At 62.8% G+C, this 18360-nt stretch carries 19 protein-coding genes; all 19 read left to right on the top strand.

What is annotated here, in order from left to right; genetic code table 11:
* Positions 1 to 59 precede the first annotated feature (59 nt).
* The 19 genes from EL335_RS05005 (at position 60) to EL335_RS05095 (ending at position 18328) form a co-directional block, all read left to right on the top strand.
* Positions 60 to 2822, top strand: coding sequence for a motility hub landmark protein FimV (locus tag EL335_RS05005; RefSeq protein WP_126444692.1), 2763 nt, complete (start codon positions 60 to 62; stop codon positions 2820 to 2822).
* A 69-nt stretch (positions 2823 to 2891) separates the two neighbouring features.
* Positions 2892 to 3488 carry a CbiQ family ECF transporter T component gene (locus tag EL335_RS05010; protein ID WP_172600037.1) on the top strand — a complete coding sequence of 199 codons (597 nt, stop codon included), beginning with the start codon at positions 2892 to 2894 and terminating at the stop codon, positions 3486 to 3488.
* Entirely contained in the window at positions 3485 to 4279 is a 795-nt protein-coding gene (gene truA, locus EL335_RS05015) for a tRNA pseudouridine(38-40) synthase TruA (protein WP_126444696.1), read from the top strand. Before EL335_RS05010 ends, truA begins: the two co-directional genes overlap by 4 nt.
* Positions 4280 to 4283: 4 nt before the next feature.
* A complete protein-coding gene (locus EL335_RS05020) occupies positions 4284 to 4931 on the top strand; it encodes a phosphoribosylanthranilate isomerase (protein ID WP_126444698.1) in 648 nt (215 codons plus the stop codon).
* The gene (trpB, locus tag EL335_RS05025; protein ID WP_126444699.1) at positions 4900 to 6105 is read left to right on the top strand and encodes a tryptophan synthase subunit beta; all 1206 of its coding nucleotides are present in this window, start codon (positions 4900 to 4902) and stop codon (positions 6103 to 6105) included. The genes EL335_RS05020 and trpB overlap by 32 nt, the downstream gene beginning before the upstream one ends.
* A 43-nt stretch (positions 6106 to 6148) precedes the next feature.
* Positions 6149 to 6373 carry a DUF4160 domain-containing protein gene (locus tag EL335_RS05030; RefSeq protein ID WP_284155455.1) on the top strand — a complete coding sequence of 75 codons (225 nt, stop codon included), beginning with the start codon at positions 6149 to 6151 and terminating at the stop codon, positions 6371 to 6373.
* Positions 6366 to 6623 (top strand): DUF2442 domain-containing protein, encoded by a 258-nt coding sequence (locus tag EL335_RS05035; RefSeq protein WP_126444701.1) that lies wholly within the window; start codon positions 6366 to 6368, stop codon positions 6621 to 6623. Before EL335_RS05030 ends, EL335_RS05035 begins: the two co-directional genes overlap by 8 nt.
* Complete coding sequence (trpA, locus tag EL335_RS05040) at positions 6623 to 7441, top strand: tryptophan synthase subunit alpha (protein WP_126444703.1); 819 nt, start codon at positions 6623 to 6625, stop codon at positions 7439 to 7441. Before EL335_RS05035 ends, trpA begins: the two co-directional genes overlap by 1 nt.
* Positions 7438 to 8298, top strand: a complete 861-nt coding sequence (gene accD / locus EL335_RS05045) for an acetyl-CoA carboxylase, carboxyltransferase subunit beta (protein ID WP_126444705.1) — start codon at positions 7438 to 7440, stop codon at positions 8296 to 8298. Before trpA ends, accD begins: the two co-directional genes overlap by 4 nt.
* Positions 8298 to 9581: a bifunctional tetrahydrofolate synthase/dihydrofolate synthase gene (gene folC, locus EL335_RS05050; RefSeq protein WP_284155456.1), complete on the top strand. Its 1284-nt coding sequence runs from the start codon at positions 8298 to 8300 to the stop codon at positions 9579 to 9581. Before accD ends, folC begins: the two co-directional genes overlap by 1 nt.
* Before the next feature lies 1 nt (position 9582).
* Positions 9583 to 10266, top strand: a complete 684-nt coding sequence (locus EL335_RS05055) for an SPOR domain-containing protein (RefSeq protein WP_126444709.1) — start codon at positions 9583 to 9585, stop codon at positions 10264 to 10266.
* A 15-nt stretch (positions 10267 to 10281) separates the two neighbouring features.
* The gene (locus EL335_RS05060) at positions 10282 to 10773 is read left to right on the top strand and encodes a CvpA family protein (RefSeq protein ID WP_126444711.1); all 492 of its coding nucleotides are present in this window, start codon (positions 10282 to 10284) and stop codon (positions 10771 to 10773) included.
* A gap of 250 nt (positions 10774 to 11023) precedes the next feature.
* A complete protein-coding gene (purF, locus tag EL335_RS05065; protein ID WP_126447698.1) occupies positions 11024 to 12544 on the top strand; it encodes an amidophosphoribosyltransferase in 1521 nt (506 codons plus the stop codon).
* Positions 12541 to 13722: an O-succinylhomoserine sulfhydrylase gene (locus tag EL335_RS05070; RefSeq protein WP_126444713.1), complete on the top strand. Its 1182-nt coding sequence runs from the start codon at positions 12541 to 12543 to the stop codon at positions 13720 to 13722. Before purF ends, EL335_RS05070 begins: the two co-directional genes overlap by 4 nt.
* Before the next feature lie 126 nt (positions 13723 to 13848).
* Positions 13849 to 15030 (top strand): DUF2863 family protein, encoded by a 1182-nt coding sequence (locus tag EL335_RS05075; protein ID WP_126444715.1) that lies wholly within the window; start codon positions 13849 to 13851, stop codon positions 15028 to 15030.
* Positions 15030 to 15626 carry a recombination mediator RecR gene (gene recR, locus EL335_RS05080; RefSeq protein ID WP_126444717.1) on the top strand — a complete coding sequence of 199 codons (597 nt, stop codon included), beginning with the start codon at positions 15030 to 15032 and terminating at the stop codon, positions 15624 to 15626. Before EL335_RS05075 ends, recR begins: the two co-directional genes overlap by 1 nt.
* A 93-nt stretch (positions 15627 to 15719) precedes the next feature.
* Positions 15720 to 16316, top strand: a complete 597-nt coding sequence (gene petA, locus EL335_RS05085; RefSeq protein ID WP_126444719.1) for a ubiquinol-cytochrome c reductase iron-sulfur subunit — start codon at positions 15720 to 15722, stop codon at positions 16314 to 16316.
* 3 nt (positions 16317 to 16319) lie between these two features.
* Positions 16320 to 17618 carry a cytochrome b gene (locus tag EL335_RS05090; protein WP_126444721.1) on the top strand — a complete coding sequence of 433 codons (1299 nt, stop codon included), beginning with the start codon at positions 16320 to 16322 and terminating at the stop codon, positions 17616 to 17618.
* On the top strand, positions 17618 to 18328 hold the full coding sequence (locus EL335_RS05095; protein WP_126444723.1) for a cytochrome c1: 711 nt from the start codon (positions 17618 to 17620) through the stop codon (positions 18326 to 18328). The genes EL335_RS05090 and EL335_RS05095 overlap by 1 nt, the downstream gene beginning before the upstream one ends.
* Positions 18329 to 18360: the final 32 nt, after the last annotated feature.

Genomic DNA, 18360 nt, shown 5'->3' on the forward strand with positions numbered 1-18360 from the left:
CCCGGGCGGGGTCAATCGTGAATAAATCACCCAGAGCGTCGATCTTCAAAGCGTCCCTGATGGCCATGCTCCTTGCCGGCGCCTTCGGTGCACAGGCCGCTGGACTCGGGCCGTTGAGTGTCTATTCCGGAATCGGCCAGCAGTTGAATGCCGAAGTCGCTTTGAATGCGACGCCTGCCGAACTGGGTTCGATGTCGGCCCGAATCGCTTCGCCGGAAGCGTTCAAGGAAGCAGGTATCGACTACTTGCCGGTGCTCGCGGACTTGCAGATCAGGATCGACAAGTCGGCGAGCGGTCAGCCGGTTTTGAAGCTGACGACGGTTCGTCCGGTCACCGAACCCTTCCTGCATTTTCTCGTCGAGCTGAGCTGGGGTTCCGGTCGGGTGATCAGGGAATACACCTTCCTGCTCGATCCACCGGAAATGCTCCAGGTAGCCAGGCCGGCTTCGGTGGTTGCGCCTACGGCACCGGCGAGCAAGCCCCTGCCGGCGCCTGCTGCCGTCAAACCTGCGGTGTCACCCACCGTCGTGGCAGGAGCGCCCGCCAGCAGCGAATATCGGGTCAAGCCCGGAGATACGCTGAGCAAGATTGCCCGGGAGACGCGGCCGGAATCGGTCACGCTCGATCAGATGCTGGTCGCATTGTTGGACAACAACCGGGATGCCTTCGATGGCGGCAACATGAACCGCCTGCGTGCGGGCAAGATTTTGCGCATTCCGGCAGCCGATGAGGTCGCCAGGGTCGATCCAGCCACGGCGCGCAAGCTGGTGATCGAGCAGACCACTGAATTCGCCGCATATCGGCGTCGGCTCGCAGGAGCGGTGGCGGCAGCGCCGGTGGCTGCGGCCGTTCCGCCTCAGCAGGTGAGTGGTACGATCAAGCCCGAGGTCGAGGACAAGACGCCTCCGCCGCCGGTCAAGGATAAGCTGGAAGTCTCGCGCACCGAACCGGCGAAAGCTAAACAGGCTGCGAGCGGCAGAAGCCTCGAAGAGGATCTGATCGCCCGCGACAAGGCGTTGCGTGAAGCGTCTGAACGCATCGCATTGCTTGAAAAAAATATCGAGAACCTCAAGAAACTCATTGAGATCAAGAGCGAGGCGGGGGCCGCACTCCAACAGCAGAATACGGCCGCCCAACCGGCTCCCAAGGCGAAACCCGTTGAGCCGGCGAAGAGTGAAGCGTCCGCGTCGAAAGCCGAGGAAGCCAAACCAGCAGCAGCCACGGAATCGGTCCCTGCCAAGCCGACTGATACTGCACCTGGGGCCGCGGTGCCTGCAGCCCCGGCCGACATTTCAAGCCAGACGGCCAAACCCGCTGTACCGCCGCCTGCTGCGAAGAAGCCGGCTTTGCCACCACCAGAAGCCGAACTCAGCTTCGTCGAGGAAAACCCCGAGATCGTCTATGGCGGTGGTGGCCTGATTGCCCTGCTGCTCGGTTATCTGGGCTATGCCTCCTGGCGCCGTAAGAAGGCAGCGGCTGAAAAAACTTCTCCAGCGGCTGCCGTTGCGCCAGCGCCGACTCCCGCCCCGGTCGAGGCCGCGCCGCAGAGCGTGCTTGCTCCCGGCTTCGAAAGTGGTGAACTCTCGATCCAGGGCGAATTCAGCGAAGGCGGCCTGCTGACGAGTGAGGAGATCGTCGATCCGGTGGCCGAGGCCGAGGTGCTGATGGCCTATGGGCGCGACCGTCAGGCCGAGGAAGTGCTGCAGGCTGGCCTCGTCAAGGACCCCGGCCGGTCGGCAATTCACATGAAACTGCTCGAGCTGTATGCCAAGCAGGAGAATCTCGCCCAATTCGAGGCGGTCGCCGCGAAACTCCACGAACTCGACAAAGGCCATGGCCCGGATTGGGAAAAAGTCGTTACCATGGCGCATTCGCTGGGCTTGTTTGGCGGCATTTTTGCCGTGGGCCCGACGGCGACCGAGGCAGTCAAGCCTGCTGCGGCAATCGACAGGGTCGAGCCCGCACCGACCGTCGAATCGATCCAGCCCGAGCCGATCCAGCCCGAGCCTGCAGCGGTTGGAGTCTCCAAACAGGAAGCTTTAGCCCCGCAGGCACCGGAAACAGCCGCCGTCGAAAACATTCCCTCGCTGGAGTTCGATCTGGATCTTGGCTCGCCCGCCGAGGTTGAGCCAGCAGGCAGCGAACCGGGTCAAGCTCGACTGGCTAAGGTGCCCGCCGAAGAGACCGGAGTGGTGCTCGATTTCGATTTCGACCTCGGCTCACCTGAAGCCGAGGCGGCTGTGGTGGGCGCGGTGGAAGAAGCCGAGGCTGTCGCGAAGGAAAATCCTCCGGTTCTCGATTTCGAACTGGACATCGGCTCCCCGGTCGAGGAAACCGCCGAAGCCGCAGAGAAAACTGCCGCTGCCGAACAACCCGTCGACATCGATTTCGATTTCGATCTGAATCCGGCGACCGATACCGAGTCTGGCCCCCCGGCTGAGCCCTCTTCAGCGGATCTATCTGCCGTTTCGGTCCCGCATGCGGAAACGCCAGCGGAACCATCGCCGTTGCCGGGCATCGGTGATCTGAAGCTGGATTTCGATCTCGACCTCGAAGAAGTGCCGACCGACAAGCTACCCCTGGGTTCCATACCAGAGCCGTCGCTGGCGGCCGAGGCGCAATCTGTTGCTGCTCCTGTCGCACCACAGGAAGCCGAGCCCGACAATGCCGAGGCGGCCACGAAGCTGGAGCTGGCGCAGGCTTATGAGGAAATGGGCGATTTGGAGGGCGCGCGCGAGCTCCTGAACGAGGTCCTCAACGAAGGCTCGCCATCCCAGCAGGCGCAAGCCAAGGCCAAGCTGGAGCAGTTGAGCGCAAGCTGAGCGGCAACACGCATGCCGGACACCTGAGAGGGTTCCGACATTACTTGTCTGCGGATGTCAAGACGCGCCATGTTCCATCCCGCCTCGCTGTTGCTGGCCTGGCTGGCTTTCGCATTTGCGCTGCAGTGGCTGAGCGTTATCTGGCTGGCCGCCGTGGCGGCTGCTTGCATCGCGCTGGCCATCGTGCTGGCCTCCGACCGCACCCGTGCGCTGCTGCGCCGCACCCGCTGGCTGCTGCTCTCGCTGCTGATGCTCTACCTTTTCTTCACCCCCGGCGAATATCTACCTGGAATGGCCGGAACGCTCGGCCTCACTCATGAAGGACTCAGACGAGGGGCGGAGCAGATCGGTCGACTGCTCACGCTCTTGGCGAGTCTCGCCCTGCTGCATCGGCAACTGGGAACAACAGGACTGCTCGCCGGACTGCATTGGCTTCTGACCCCCTTCGCCTGGCGCGAGAAGACGGTCGTCAGGCTGATGCTGGTGCTCGATACGGTTGAGCGGCAACGCGCCATGCCGTGGCGGGAATGGCTGATGCCGTCAGACATCGGCGCAAGCGGGCTGCCCTCCACCCTGACATTGACGATGCCGCGCTTTCGCGCCATCGATTGCGCCTTGATGCTGTTCGTCGCCGGCTGCCTTTCGCTCCTGATGCGCTACGCATGAGAATCGCGCTCGGTCTGGAATACGACGGCTCTCGATTCTTGGGTTGGCAGTCGCAAGCGGGGGGCAATACGGTCCAGGATGCGTTGGAGGCCGCGCTCGCTGCCGTTGCCGGCCATCGTGTTCGTGTCGTATGTGCCGGCCGCACCGACGCCGGCGTGCATGCGACCGCCCAGCTGGTACATTTCGATGTCGCTGTTTCCAGACCCCTGACGGCCTGGGTACGCGGCGCGAATGCGCATTTGCCGCGAGAAGTCGCTGTGCGCTGGGCCGTACCGGTCGGCGCGGATTTTCATGCACGCTTTGCCGCGCGGGCACGCAGCTATCGCTATCTGCTGCTCAATCGGCCTGAGCGGCCCGGCCTTTTGGCCGGCCGCGTCGGGTGGTGCCATCGACCCTTGGATCTACCTGCGATGCGGGCTGCCTCCGCCTGCTTGATCGGAGAACACGATTTCTCGTCATTCCGAGCCGCCGGCTGCCAGGCGAAATCGCCCGTCAAAACCCTGTATCGTTTCGACATCGAGCGGCAGGGCGATCTGATCGTGTTCGACTGCTGCGCGAATGCTTTCCTGCATCACATGGTGCGCAATCTGGTGGGCGCGCTGGTCCATGTCGGCGTGGGCAGGATGAGCCCGGACGATTTCGTGCGCCTGCTCGAAGCGCGCGACCGGCGTCTGGGTGCGCCGACTTACGCGCCCGATGGCCTGTATCTGACGGGGGTCGAATACGACGAGGCTTGGGGATTGCCGCAGCAGGGACGTATCATGGCGCTTCCCTGTCTGCCCCTTGGATGAGCCCATGCAGCGCACGCGCGTCAAGATCTGCGGCATCACGCGGGAAGAAGATCTCGCCGCCGTAGTGGCGGCCGGCGCCGATGCCGTCGGTTTCGTCTTTTATCCCCCCAGTCCACGCCATCTACCGGTCGAAACGGCTGCCAGGCTCTCGCGGCTGGTGCCGCCATTCGTCACCCGGGTCGGCCTGTTCGTGAATGCCGAGCCCGCCCTCGTCCGGGAAACGCTCGCCCAGGTGCCGCTCGATCTGTTGCAGTTCCATGGCGACGAGGATGCCGCTTATTGTCAGCAGTTCGCCCGCCCGTATCTCAAGGCGGTGCGGGTCAAGCCGGAGGTCGATCTGCTAGAATTCGCCGGCGCTTTCCCGACCGCCCAAGGATTGCTGCTCGATGCCTGGAGCAGCGGCTATGGCGGCAGCGGGCAAACCTTCGACTGGTCGCTGATCCCTGAAAACCTGCCGCTGCCGATCATTCTGTCGGGTGGGCTCCACGCGGGCAATGTCGGCGATGCGCTGGTCAGGATTCGGCCTTGGGCAGTGGATGTCAGCAGCGGCGTAGAACGCTCCAAGGGCATCAAGGATGCGACGAAAATCGCCGCCTTCATGGCGGCAGTGAGAATGGCAGATGACGCAAAACGAGTACAGTTTGCCCGATGAGCGGGGCCATTTCGGCAGATACGGCGGCATCTTCGTCGCCGAGACGCTGATTCCTGCACTCACCGAGCTGGCGGCGGCCTACGAGGATGCGCGCAACGATCCCGCCTTCCGCGCCGAATTCGAGCAGGAACTGACGCATTATGTCGGTCGCCCAAGCCCGATCTACTATGCGCGGCGCTGGTCGCAGGCGCTCGGCGGCGCACAGATCTATCTCAAGCGCGAAGATCTCAACCACACCGGCGCACACAAGATCAACAACGGCATCGGCCAGGCATTGCTGGCGCGCCGCATGGGCAAGCGGCGCGTGATCGCCGAGACCGGCGCAGGCATGCACGGCGTCGCGACGGCCACCGTTGCCGCACGCTATGGCATGGAATGCGTCGTCTACATGGGCTCGGAAGACGTCAAGCGTCAGTCGGCCAACGTTTATCGGATGAAAGTGCTCGGCGCGACGGTCGTACCGGTCGAGTCCGGCTCGAAGACGCTCAAGGATGCGCTCAACGAGGCGATGCGCGATTGGGTCACGAATGTCGAGAACACCTTCTACATCATCGGCACGGTGGCAGGTCCGCATCCCTATCCGATGATGGTGCGCGACTTCCAGTCGGTGATCGGCAAGGAGTGCATCGCGCAAATGCCTCGGCTTGCGGGGCGGCAACCTGACCAGGTGATCGCCTGCGTGGGCGGCGGTTCCAATGCGATGGGCATCTTTTACGACTACCTCCCCAATGAAAAGGTCAAGCTGGTCGGCGTCGAAGCTGCCGGCCTGGGGATCGAGACCGGCCACCATGCCGCGTCATTGACCGCCGGCCGCCCGGGGGTTTTGCACGGCAACCGCACCTATCTGTTGCAGGACGACAATGGCCAGATCATCGAGACGCACTCGATTTCCGCCGGCCTGGACTATCCGGGCGTCGGCCCCGAGCACGCCTGGCTCAAGGACAGCGGCAGGGCCGAGTATGTGACCGTCACGGACGAGGAAGCACTGGCTGCGTTTCACGACCTGTGTCGCTACGAGGGCATCATCCCGGCACTGGAGTCGAGCCATGCGCTCGCCTACGCGGCGAAAGCCGCGCGCGGCCTGCCGAAGGACCGCATCCTGCTCGTCAACCTGTCCGGCCGTGGCGACAAGGACTTGCACACGGTGGCCGAACGCGCCGGGATAAGGTTCTGAATGCCAACCATTTTGCAGATGCTTGGTTGGCGGTTGTTCTTTTATGCTTTATGCCAATGAAGGCTGCGAGCCAATGCATGTACATGCGCGCAAGGGAGAGATGGAATGCAAATTCTGGTTATTGCCCGACGAGTACGAGATCAGACCTGCATTCGTCCATGGCCTTGGCCCGCGCGATCTGCGCGAGATTCGTAAGTTGATCTTCGATCATTTCGAGTACATTGCCGAACGTTGGCAAATTTTCCAGCAGGAGAGGGGAAATGGCTAAATGGCACGAAGTCCGGGACGCACGCATCGTCGATGATTTCCTCATGCTGAACATCGATGGCCGCCCTATGCGCTTTGCCATACGCGAGCTGTCACCGCGGCTCAAGACGGCCAGCGCCGAAAGTTTGGCAGTGTTCGAGGTCAGTCCGTCGGGTTACGGCATCCACTGGCCTTTGATCGACGAAGATCTGTCGATCGACGGTTTGTTGGGTATCCGTCATTCATTCGATACCGAGCGGGTGGCGGCCTGATGTCGCGCATTGCTGCCACATTCGCCCGGCTTGCGGCAGAAGGTCGCAAGGCGCTGATTCCCTTCATCACCGCGGGTGATCCCGGGCCCGGGCTGACGCTGCCGCTGATGCATGCGCTTATCGCCGGCGGTGCCGACATCATCGAGCTCGGCGTGCCGTTTTCCGACCCGATGGCCGACGGCCCGACGATCCAGCGTGCCTCGGAGCGCGCCCTTTCCTATGGCGTCAGCTTGCATCTCGTGCTCGGCATGGTGCGTGAATTCCGCAAGGCCGATGCGATTACGCCCATCGTGCTGATGGGCTATGCCAATCCAATCGAGGCCTATGGCCTCGAAGCATTTGTCCGCGATGCGGCGGCAGCCGGTGTCGATGGCGTGCTGACGGTCGATTATCCGCCCGAGGAATGCGCGGGGTTTGCCGACGCTTTGCAGCAGCATGGCATCGATCCGATCTTCCTGCTGGCGCCGACTTCCGACGCGAAACGGATCACCGAGGTTGCCGAGGTGGGCAGCGGTTACATCTACTACGTCTCGCTGAAGGGCGTGACGGGTTCGGCGGCGATCGATCTCGACGAGGTCGCCCGGCGTATCCCGCTGATCCGCGAAAAAGTGGGTATGCCAGTCGGCGTCGGCTTTGGCGTCCGCGATGCCGCCTCCGCCGCACGTATCGCACGTGTCGCCGATGCGGTGGTGATCGGCAGCCGGATCATCGAGTTGATCGAACGAGGGCCGGCGGAAGAAGCACCAGCAAGGGTGACGGCCTTTTTGCGCGAGGTGCGCGCCGCGATGGATGCGACGTCAGGGGAGACGCAGGGATGAGCTGGTTGCAAAAGCTGCTGCCACCGAAGATCAAGCGCGCCGAAGGGGCTCGCCGTTCGATTCCCGAAGGATTGTGGCGCAAATGCGCAGCCTGTGAGGCGGTGCTCTATGCGACCGACCTCGAACAGAATCTCAGCGTCTGCCCGAAATGCGGCCATCATCATCGCCTCAGGGCGCGTGCGCGCCTCGACCTGCTGCTCGACCCGGAAGGGCGCCATGAGATCGGCAGTGAGGTCGTGCCGCTCGACGTGCTGAAATTCAAGGACAGCAAACGCTATCCGGAGCGGCTGGCTGCGGCCCATGAAGAAAGCGGCGAGACCGACGCGCTGGTCGTGATGCAGGGTGCAGTGAAGCATCTGCCGCTCGTGGTGGCCTGTTTCGAATTCGATTTCATGGGCGGCTCGATGGGCTCGGTGGTCGGCGAGCGCTTCGTGCGCGGCGTGAATGTCGCCGTCGAGCATCAGCTGCCGTTCGTCTGCATCACCGCGTCCGGCGGCGCCCGCATGCAGGAAGGCCTGTTCTCGTTGATGCAGATGAGCAAGACCACCGCAGCGGTGACGAGGTTGGCGCGTCAGCAGCTGCCGTTCGTCACCATTCTCACCGATCCGACCATGGGCGGTGTCTCAGCCTCCTTCGCCTTCGTCGGCGACGTGGTGATGGCCGAGCCGGGCGCCTTGATCGGCTTCGCCGGTCCACGCGTGATCGAACAGACGGTGCGCGAGAAGCTGCCGGAAGGCTTCCAGCGCGCCGAGTTCCTGCTGGTGAAGGGCGCCATCGACATGATCGTCGATCGACGCGAAATGCGCGAGAAGCTCGCTGCGGTGCTCACGTTGCTGCAGAGGATCCCTGCGGCCTGATGTCGCCGCACAGTCTGGCCGACTGGCTCGCCTACCTGGAAAGCCTGCACCCGAAAGGGCAGGCGGGCATCGAGCTCGGCCTCGATCGAGTACGGCGCGTTTCCCAAGCGCTCGGCCAGCGACCGTTCTGCCCGGTGATCACCGTCGGCGGCACCAACGGCAAGGGTTCGACCTGTGCGCTGCTCGAGCGCATCCTGATGTCCGCCGGCTACCGGGTCGGCACCTATACCTCGCCGCACCTGATCACCTACAACGAACGGGTGCGCATCGACGGCCTGCCAGCGAGTGATGCCGCCTTCTGCGCGGCATTTACGCGCGTCGAGGCGGCGCGCGGAGAAGTGCCGCTCACCTATTTCGAATTCGGCACGCTGGCCGCCTGGGAGATGTTCGCGGCCGCCCGCCCCGATGCGATCATCCTCGAGGTGGGCCTGGGGGGGCGGCTCGACGCGACGAACATCTATGATGCCGACTGCGCGGTCGTCACCAGCATCGCGCTGGATCACACCGACTATCTCGGGCCGACGCGCGAGCACATCGGTTGCGAGAAGGCCGGTATCTGCCGTCCCGGCCGGCCGCTGATCTGTGGCGATGACGATCCACCGGCCGGATTGGTCGAAGCCTGCCGTGCCGCCAGCGCCGAGTTTCGCTGCCTCGGCCGTGATTTCGGTTATCTACGTCAAGAAAACCAGTGGCAATTTTGGAACCTCACGGGGCGGCGGCTTGGTGGTCTGGCCCATCCTGCCTTGCGCGGCGAATGCCAATTGAGCAACGCGGCCTGCGCGATCGCCGCGCTCGATGCGCTCGATGAGCATTTGCCGGTCGCCGCCCAAGACATCCGCCGCGGGCTGGCGGAAGTCGAATTGGCGGGGCGCTGCCAGGTGCTGCCTGGGCGACCGCAGCTCGTTCTCGATGTCGCCCATAATCCCCAGGCGGCAGCCGAGCTTGCCCGCAACCTCGGCAACATGGGATGCGCCCGCACGACCTGGGCCGTCTTCGGCATGATGGCCGACAAGGACATTGCCGGCGTCGTCGGGGCGATGCGTCACCGGGTCGATCGCTGGCTGCCCTGCGACCTGCCGGTGCCGCGCGCGGCGTCTGCGGCGCAGCTGGCCGCAATCATCGAAAAACTCGGCGCAGACGGCAAGGCACCGACCTTCGTTTCTCCCGAGGCAGCGCTGCGCCACGCGCAGGAGAACGCCAGCGCCGATGATAGAATTTTGGCCTTAGGATCATTCCTGACGGTGGCGGGGGTGATGCGTTCCCTGAATCGCGGCGGTGGCTGAGATGGCGCAAGAGAACAGACAGTTGGATGCACAGGTGCAGCCGGACGAGATCATGCTGCTCAAGAAGCGTGCCCGACGGCGCCTGATCGGCGCCGTGGCGGTGGCGCTGTTCGCGGCCATCGTGCTGCCGATGGTGATGGACCACCAACCGGCACCGCCGCTCAAGGATCTCCAGGTTCGCATCCCGAGTCCGGACGAAGGCGCTGACCGGAAGATGGCCGGCACGGAAAAACCCATCGCCAGGACGGAAGCCAAACCCATCGCCAAGCCGGAGCCGAAATCGGAAGCGAAGCCCGCGGCGGAATCGGCAGACAAGGCGGCAGCGAAAGCCGAAAATGGCCACCTGCCGGAAACCAAAGCCGAGAATAAATCAGTGGCAGCCCCTGCCGCCGTCGAGCCGAAGCCGCCCGCCAAGACCGAGCCCAAGGCCGAGGTGAAATCCCCAGTCGGCGGAGAGTCGTGGGAAGTCCAGCTGGGTGCGTATGCCGAGATGGGGCGTGTCAAGAATCTACTGGCGAAGCTCAAAGAAATGGGGTTGCCGGCCTACACCGAGAAGGTCGATACCCCGAACGGCCCACGCACGCGTGTTCGGGCAGGACCTTTTCCCAGTCAGGATGCTGCCGAGAAGGCGAGGGCGCGTATCAAGACGATCGGTATCGATGGCCCGGTGGCCAAAAAATCGTGACAGCGAATCCGGCCGATGACAGCGTTCGACTATTGCGTGCTGGCCGTCCTCGGCGTCTCACTGGCGTTGGGCTTCAGCCGGGGCCTGATCAGCGAAATTCTCGCGTTGCTGGCCTGGGTGGTGGCCTTTTTGGCGGCGCGGCTCTGGGCACAGCCGGTGGGGGATCATCTGCTCGCGGAACTGTCAGATCCGCTATGGCGACCGCTGGCAGGTTTCATTACCGTCTTCATCTCCGTGCTGATCGCATTCGCGCTGTTGCGCTGGTTGATCGGCCTCTTGCTCAAGGCCACCGGCTTGCAGCCCTTGGATCGGTTCCTGGGGGCCCTGTTCGGCGCCTTGCGCGGCGTTACGATCCTGCTGATACTGGTGCTATTGGCGGGTCTGACGCCTGTGCCACAGCAATCCTGGTGGCGACAGGCGATGTTCGCGCCGCCACTGGAGACGGGGGTGCTGGCGACCAAGCCCTGGCTGCCGACGGAGCTGGCGAAACGAATCCATTACCGATAGCGTGAAATACGATCAGCCATGTCTTCGACGTTCGTGACTCGACCGGAAGATCACCCTCGCGGCGAAAGCCGCGCACACGCCGTAGGGGTAGGCCTTGTGCCTACTCGTCATCTCGGCCATCGGGCGGGCACAAGACCCGCCCATCGGGCGGGCACAAGACCCGCCCCTACAGGATGTGGGCGGGTGTTTGCGCATGGGTATTCCATCCTCCGCGGGCGACAGTGCCCGTCATGCGCGTTGGGGTGAAACGATGTGCGGCATTCTCGGCGTAGTCGCGACCACGCCAGTCAATCAGTTGCTCTATGACGGTCTCCAGGTGCTGCAACACCGCGGCCAGGATGCGGCCGGCATCGCCACTGCAGAGGGCGGACGCTTCCACATGCACAAAGGGCCGGGGCTGGTGCGTGACGTGTTCCGCACCCGCAACATGCGCGATCTGACCGGCAACTGGGGCATCGCCCACTGCCGCTATCCGACCGCGGGCTCGGCCTACAATGCCGCCGAGTCGCAACCCTTCTACGTCAATTCGCCGTTCGGCCTGATGCTCGCCCACAACGGTAATTTGACCAATGCCGAGCAGCTCAAGCGCGACATGTTCTTGCAGGATCTGCGCCACATCAACACCAACTCGGATTCCGAGGTGCTGCTCAACGTCCTCGCCCACGAACTGCAGGCGGCGACGACGAAATACCAGGTCGATGCCGAAACCCTCTTCAAGGCAGTGGCCGGAACGCACAAACGCGTGCGCGGTGCCTACGCGGTGGTGGCGATGGTCGCCGGCTACGGATTGCTGGCTTTTCGCGACCCCTACGGCATCCGCCCGCTGGTGATCGGCAAGAACGAGACTCCTGCCGGCACGGAATACCTGGTGGCCTCCGAAAGCGTCGCGCTCGATACGCTCGGCTTCAAATTCCTGCGCGATGTCGAGCCGGGTGAAGCAGTCTTGATCGACACGCGCGGTCAGTTCCTCAGCCGGCAGTGCGCGGAAAAGACCATTCATGCGCCCTGCATGTTCGAATACGTCTATCTGGCGCGGCCCGATTCGCTGATCGATGGTGTGTCAGTGTATGCGGCGCGGGTCAATATGGGCGTCGCGCTGGCCGACAAGATCCGTCACACGATGCCGCATCTGGCGATCGACACGGTGATCCCGATTCCCGATTCGAGTCGTCCGGCGGCGCTCGAGCTCGCTACCCGCCTTGGCGTCCCTTACCGCGAGGGCTTCGTCAAGAACCGCTACATTGGCCGCACCTTCATCATGCCCGGCCAGGCGACGCGCAAGAAATCCGTGCGCCAGAAGCTCAATGCCATCGTCTCGGAGTTCCGCGGCAAGAACGTGCTGCTGGTCGATGATTCGATCGTGCGCGGCACCACCAGCCGCGAAATCATCATGATGGCGCGCGAGGCGGGCGCAAAGCGGGTCTATTTCGCTTCGGCCAGCCCGCCGGTGCGTTACGCCAACGTCTATGGCATCGACATGCCAACGCGCGCCGAGCTGATCGCCGCTTACCGCAACGACGAGGAAATCTGCCAGGAAATCGGCGCCGATGCGCTGATCTACCAGGATCTCGACGCCCTGCGCGAAGCCGTGCGCTCGTTGAATCCGGCGCTCACCCAGTTCGACTGCTCCTGCTTCGATGGCCATTACATCACCGGCGACGTCAGCAGCGAATACCTCGACAGCATCGAGGCCGCGCACGGCCGCCCGGCGCGCGACGAAGGAGGCGGCAGTCAGCTCGATCTCAACCTCGTTTCTCCGCCCAACGAATGAGCAACGATCAGTCTTACCACTTCGAGACGCTGGCGATCCGCACCGGCCAGGAACGCAGCCAATTCGGCGAGCATTCCGAGGCGCTGTATCTCACCTCGAGCTTCGTGTTCTCCAACGCCGCCGAGGCGGCAGCGCTGTTCTCCGGCGAGCGGGAAGGGTTCATTTATTCGCGTTTCACCAATCCGACCGTCACGCTGTTCCAGGAGCGCCTCGCCGCGCTGGAGGGCGCCGATGCCTGCATCGCGACGGCGAGCGGCATGGCGGCGATCCTCGCCACCGCGATGGCGCTGCTACAAAGCGGCGATCACATCGTCGCCGCGCGCGGCATCTTCGGCGCGAGCCAGACATTGTTCGCTACGATCCTGCCGAAATTCGGCGTGACAACGAGTTTCGTGTCCGGTTGCGACCCCGACGATTTTGCCAAGGCACTCAAACCGAATACGAAGCTGATATTCATCGAAACACCGTCGAATCCACTCACCGAAGTGCAGGATATCGCCCGACTCGCCCGCCTGGCGCACGAAGCCGGCGCGCTGTTGGCGGTCGATAATTGCTTTTGCACGCCGGCGCTGCAGCGACCGATCGAATTCGGTGCCGATTTGGTGATCCACTCCGCGACCAAGCATCTCGACGGGCAGGGCAGGGTGCTCGGCGGCGCGATCTGCGGGCCGAAAGCGCTGATCGAGGAGATCTTCAAGTTCATGCGCACTGCCGGGCCGACGCTGTCGCCGTTCAATGCCTGGGTGATCCTGAAGGGGCTCGAGACGTTGAAACTCCGCGTCGAGGCGCAATCCGCCCACGCACTGGAGCTGGCGCGGCGTTTGGAGGCTCATACCGCGATCGAACGCGTGTTCTATCCTGGTTTACCTTCTCATCCTCAGCACGCGCTGGCCATGCGCCAGCAAGCGGCGGGGGGTGCGATCGTCTCCTTCGAGGTGAAAGGTGGGCGCGAAGCCGCCTGGCGCGTCATCGATCATTGTCGGCTGCTGTCGATCACCGCGAACCTCGGCGATGTGAAGACGACGATCACCCATCCGGCGACCACCACGCATGGCCGGCTCACCCCAGAGGCGCGCGCCTCGGCCGGAATCACCGAAGGGTTGGTGCGCGTCGCCGTCGGCCTCGAGGCCGTCGCCGATATCGAGCGGGATTTGCTTCGGGGCCTGAGTCTCTGTTGAGCGGTGCAGGCAAGCGAGAGGTGCCGTTTAGCCAGCGCCGAATTTTCATCAGCCCGGCCAGGGTTTTCGAACTGATAAAATCCGCGCACCAGTGCAGCCATCGCTGCGAAACTTTTTCCGCTTGCCATGAAACGTTCCCGCTTCGCCCGCCGCACCAAGCAAACGCCCGATACCGAGGCGCTGATCCACTGCGCGACCCAATTGAGCCTGTCCGGCAGCCGCCTGGAAGACGCCTTTTGGGAGCATCGTCTGCAGGGCATCATCGATCGCCTGTTGCGCGGCCAGGACGAAGCGGCGCTGAATGCCGCGCTCGACCATCTTTATGCCAGCGGCGGGCGCGCCTACGACGAGCTCGCCGACTTGGTGGAAAGCTGTGCCGAATCGCATCACCATCCGCTGGCCGGCAGTGGTGCCGGTCAGGACGTGTTGCTTTTCGCCGCGCCGGTGCTGGCCTGGTCCCGCTATGCGATTCCCTCGGGGACGATCAACGCCGAGCTGCTGGCGATGTTGCGTGTCCAGCTGCAGGCTCATGTCTTTGCCGCCGATGTGCATTTCGGGCTGGCGGACTTCATGTTCAGTCCCGATCAGTTGCCACAAAGCTATTGCGAGACGGCCGCGCTGAGGGAGAAGCTCGCCAAGGCCGCGCTGCATGGACGCGACACCCGGCTCGATCCGGTGCAAATGCCCGAGACGATGAATTTCCTCTCCGACACCCGTTACCTGATCGGCGTCGTCTGCGCTGCGTCAGGCGCGCCGCTGTTCCGCTGGCAGGAAACCGACGGCAGCCGTAACGAGGCGCTCAAACAATGGCGCAACCAAGGTGGCGAGGTGCTGCGCGGCCTCTTGCCGGCTTGCGCGTTCGATGCGCTGCTGCCGCAATCCTTCCATGCCGCGATCCGCGAAGCCGACCGCGCTTCCCGTCCCTATTCGTTGCGCTCGGCGGTCGCTTTCCTGCAGACGACACTGAACGTGCCGGCGGCCAACCTGCGTGCGGTCGTGGCACCCTACTATGATCGCCAGTTGGAGGAATACCGGATCGGCTTCACCCTCGGCGATACGGTCGAGGTGATCCATGGGGTGGTCTGGCCGCTACTCGAACACGAAGACGAGGCCGTCGATCTTCCCGGGCAGATCGAGGCGGTGCTGCGCGAGGCCGGGGTGCGCGAGGTGATGGTGCTCGACCATCGCTTTCCGCTCGAATACTGCGACGATTGCGGCGCGCCGCTGTATCCGAACCCCGAGGGCGAGCCGGTGCATGCCGAGCTGCCCGAGGCCGAAGAGGAAGCCATGCCGCGCCATCTGCATTGATGACCACGGTTTCTGCGCTGGACGAACTCATCATCGCCCTGCGCTGCTTGCCGGGGGTGGGGCCTAAATCCGCCCAGCGCATGGCCTATCATCTGCTGCAGCATGAGCGTCGTGGTGCCGAGCGTCTCGCTGCTGCATTGTCGCGCGCTTTGCAGACTCTGCACCCCTGTGCCCGATGCAACAACTTTACCGAAGCCGAGATCTGCGATCGCTGCCTCTCACCGCAACGCGATCCCACGCAGCTGTGCGTCGTCGAGATGCCTGCCGACGTAAATGTCGTCGAACAAAGCCAGGCCTACCGGGGGCTCTATTACGTGCTGATGGGCCGGCTTTCGCCGCTCGACGGCATTGGGCCGCGGGAACTCGCTTTCGATCGCCTGCTGGCGCGGGCTAGCGATGGCGTGGTGAAGGAGGTGATCCTGGCCACCAATCTCACCCAGGAAGGTGAGGTGACGGCGCACTACCTCGCCGAGATGCTCCACGCGCGGGGAATCAAGGTCAGCCGTCTCGCCCGTGGCCTGCCGCTTGGCAGCGAGATCGAGTACGCCGATGTCGCGAGCGTCGCCCAGGCTTTGCTCGATCGACGTGACTATTGAGCATCGAGTAAAGCCGGGGGGCTTTGAATCGCTCGCCGGGTCTGGTATGATTTCCTGGTTTTTTGCGTAAGCCCAAATTGATAGGAAGCCACCATGAGTTGTGACGATAAAGTGGATTGTGGCAGGCGTCGCCTGCTGGTCGCTACGTCGGTTGCCGGCGGTGTGGCGGGAGTTGCGGCCGTCGTGCCTTTCGTCGGTTCGCTGGCGCCGTCCGAGCGTGCCAAATCTGCCGGGGCGCCGGTAGAAGTCGATATCAGCAAGCTGCAGCCAGGGGAAATGATGACCGTCGAGTGGCGCGGCAAGCCGGTGTGGATCATTCATCGCACCAAGGAAATGCTCGACAACCTGTCGAAGCACGATGACAAGCTGGCCGATCCGAAATCCGAGCGTCACCAGCAACCGGATTATGCGAAGAACGAATATCGTTCGATCAAGCCGGAGTATCTGGTCGCCATCGGCATCTGCACTCATCTGGGCTGTTCGCCGACCGAGAAGTTCAAGACCGGCGCCGAGTCGGGGATCGATGCCGATTGGCCGGGGGGCTTCCTGTGTCCCTGTCACGGCTCGACCTTCGATCTTGCTGGTCGTGTCTACAAGAACAAGCCGGCGCCAGACAACCTGGAGATTCCGCCGCATTATTACCTGTCGGACGCCAAGATTCTGATTGGCGAAGAGAAGAAGGGGGCTTAAGTCATGGCTGGCGCCAACGTCGAAAAGTACAAATCCGACGGCACGACCACCGGCAACCTGCTGGAATGGCTCGATGCGCGTTTTCCGCTGATGTCGTTGTGGAACGATCACCTGGCTAAGTATTACGCCCCGAAGAATTTCAACTTCTGGTATTTCTTCGGCTCGCTGGCTCTTCTGGTGCTGGTGCTGCAAATCCTCACCGGGGTATTCCTCGTCATGCACTACAAACCGGATGCCTCGCTCAATGCTTCTGGGGTTCCTGTGGCGTTCGCCAGCGTCGAATACATCATGCGCGACGTTCCCTGGGGCTGGTTGATCCGCTACATGCATTCCACCGGTGCCTCGGCATTCTTCATCGTCGTCTATCTGCACATGTTTCGTGGCATGCTCTACGGTTCCTACCGCACGCCGCGTGAGCTGGTGTGGATCGTCGGCGTGGTGATTTTCCTCGTCCTGATGGCCACTGCCTTCATGGGTTACCTGCTGCCTTGGGGTCAGATGTCCTACTGGGGTGCGCAGGTGATCCTGAATCTTTTCACCGCCATTCCGTTGATCGGCCCCGATCTCGGCGTGTGGATCCGTGGTGATTACGTCGTCGGCGATGCGACGCTGAACCGCCTGTTCTCGCTCCACTATCTGTTACCGGTGCTGATCCTGCCCGCGCTGGTCGCCGTGCATCTGATCGCGTTGCACGAGGTCGGCTCGAACAACCCGGACGGCATCGAGATCAAGAAGAAAAAGGACGAAACCGGCAAGCCGCTCGATGGCATCCCGTTCCATCCGTATTACACCGTGAAGGACATCGTCGGCGTGGTCGCTTTCCTGATGGTGTTTTCGGTAGTGGTGTTCTTCATGCCCGAAGGCGGTGGTTATTTCCTCGAAGCCAACAATTTCTTCCCTGCCGATCCGCTGGTGACGCCGCCTCATATCGCGCCGGTCTGGTATTTCGGTCCGTTCTATTCGATTCTGCGTGCCAACACGGTGAATTTCTTCTGGGTCGATGCGAAGCTATGGGGGGTCATTTTCATGGGGCTGGGGGTGTTGATCTTCGCCTTCCTTCCCTGGCTGGATCGCAGCCCGGTGAAGTCGATCCGCTATCGTGGGCCTCTCTACAAAGGCGCGCTGACGATTTTCGTGATCAGTTTCGTGATCCTTGGCTATCTGGGCATGCTGGCACCGACCCCGGGTCGCACCCTGGTCGCCCAGATCTGCACGATTCTCTATTTTGCGTTCTTCCTGCTGATGCCGATCTATACCTCGCTGGACAAGTGCAAGCCGGAACCGGAAAGGGTGACGAAATAATGAAGAAACTATTGATTGCTCTGCTGTGTGCGCCGCTGCTGGCCTTTGCCAGTGGGGCGGAACTCCACCTCGACAAGGCGCCGGATCGCAGCCATGATCTGCCTGCGTTGCAAAACGGCGCCAAGGTGTTCGTCAATTACTGCCTGAACTGCCATTCGGCGTCCTATATGCGCTACAACCGTTTGCGCGACATCGGCCTGACCGAGCAGCAGATCAAAGACAATTTGTTATTCACGCAGGAAAAGGTTGGTGAACTGATGACGATCGCGATGCGCCGTGCCGAGGCAAAGCAATGGTTCGGCGCCGCGCCTCCCGATCTGACGGTGATCAGTCGGGCTCGCGCTTCCGAGTTCGGTTCTGGTGCCGACTGGCTCTACACTTATCTGCGCAGCTTCTACCGTGACGACAGCCGGCCGAGCGGTTGGAACAACGTCGTGTTCTCCAATGTTGCAATGCCGCATGTGCTCTGGGAATTGCAGGGTGAGCAGGTGCTCGGCCCCGATCACAAACTGACACTCGCCAAACCTGGATTGATGAAACCCGAGGAATACGACGCGATGGTCGCCGACTTGGTCGGCTTCCTGAACTACATGGGGGAACCCATGCAGAACTATCGCAAGGCGTTGGGCGTCGTCGTGCTGATCGCGCTGGCTATCCTGTTCGTCTTGGCCTATGCCCTGAAACGTGAGTACTGGAAAGACGTCCATTAACAGAACGACAATCCTGCCATGGGACACCGAGA

The sequence above is a fragment of the Sulfuricystis multivorans genome (assembly GCF_003966565.1).
In the GTDB taxonomy this organism is placed as follows: Bacteria; Pseudomonadota; Gammaproteobacteria; order Burkholderiales; family Rhodocyclaceae; genus Sulfuricystis; species Sulfuricystis multivorans.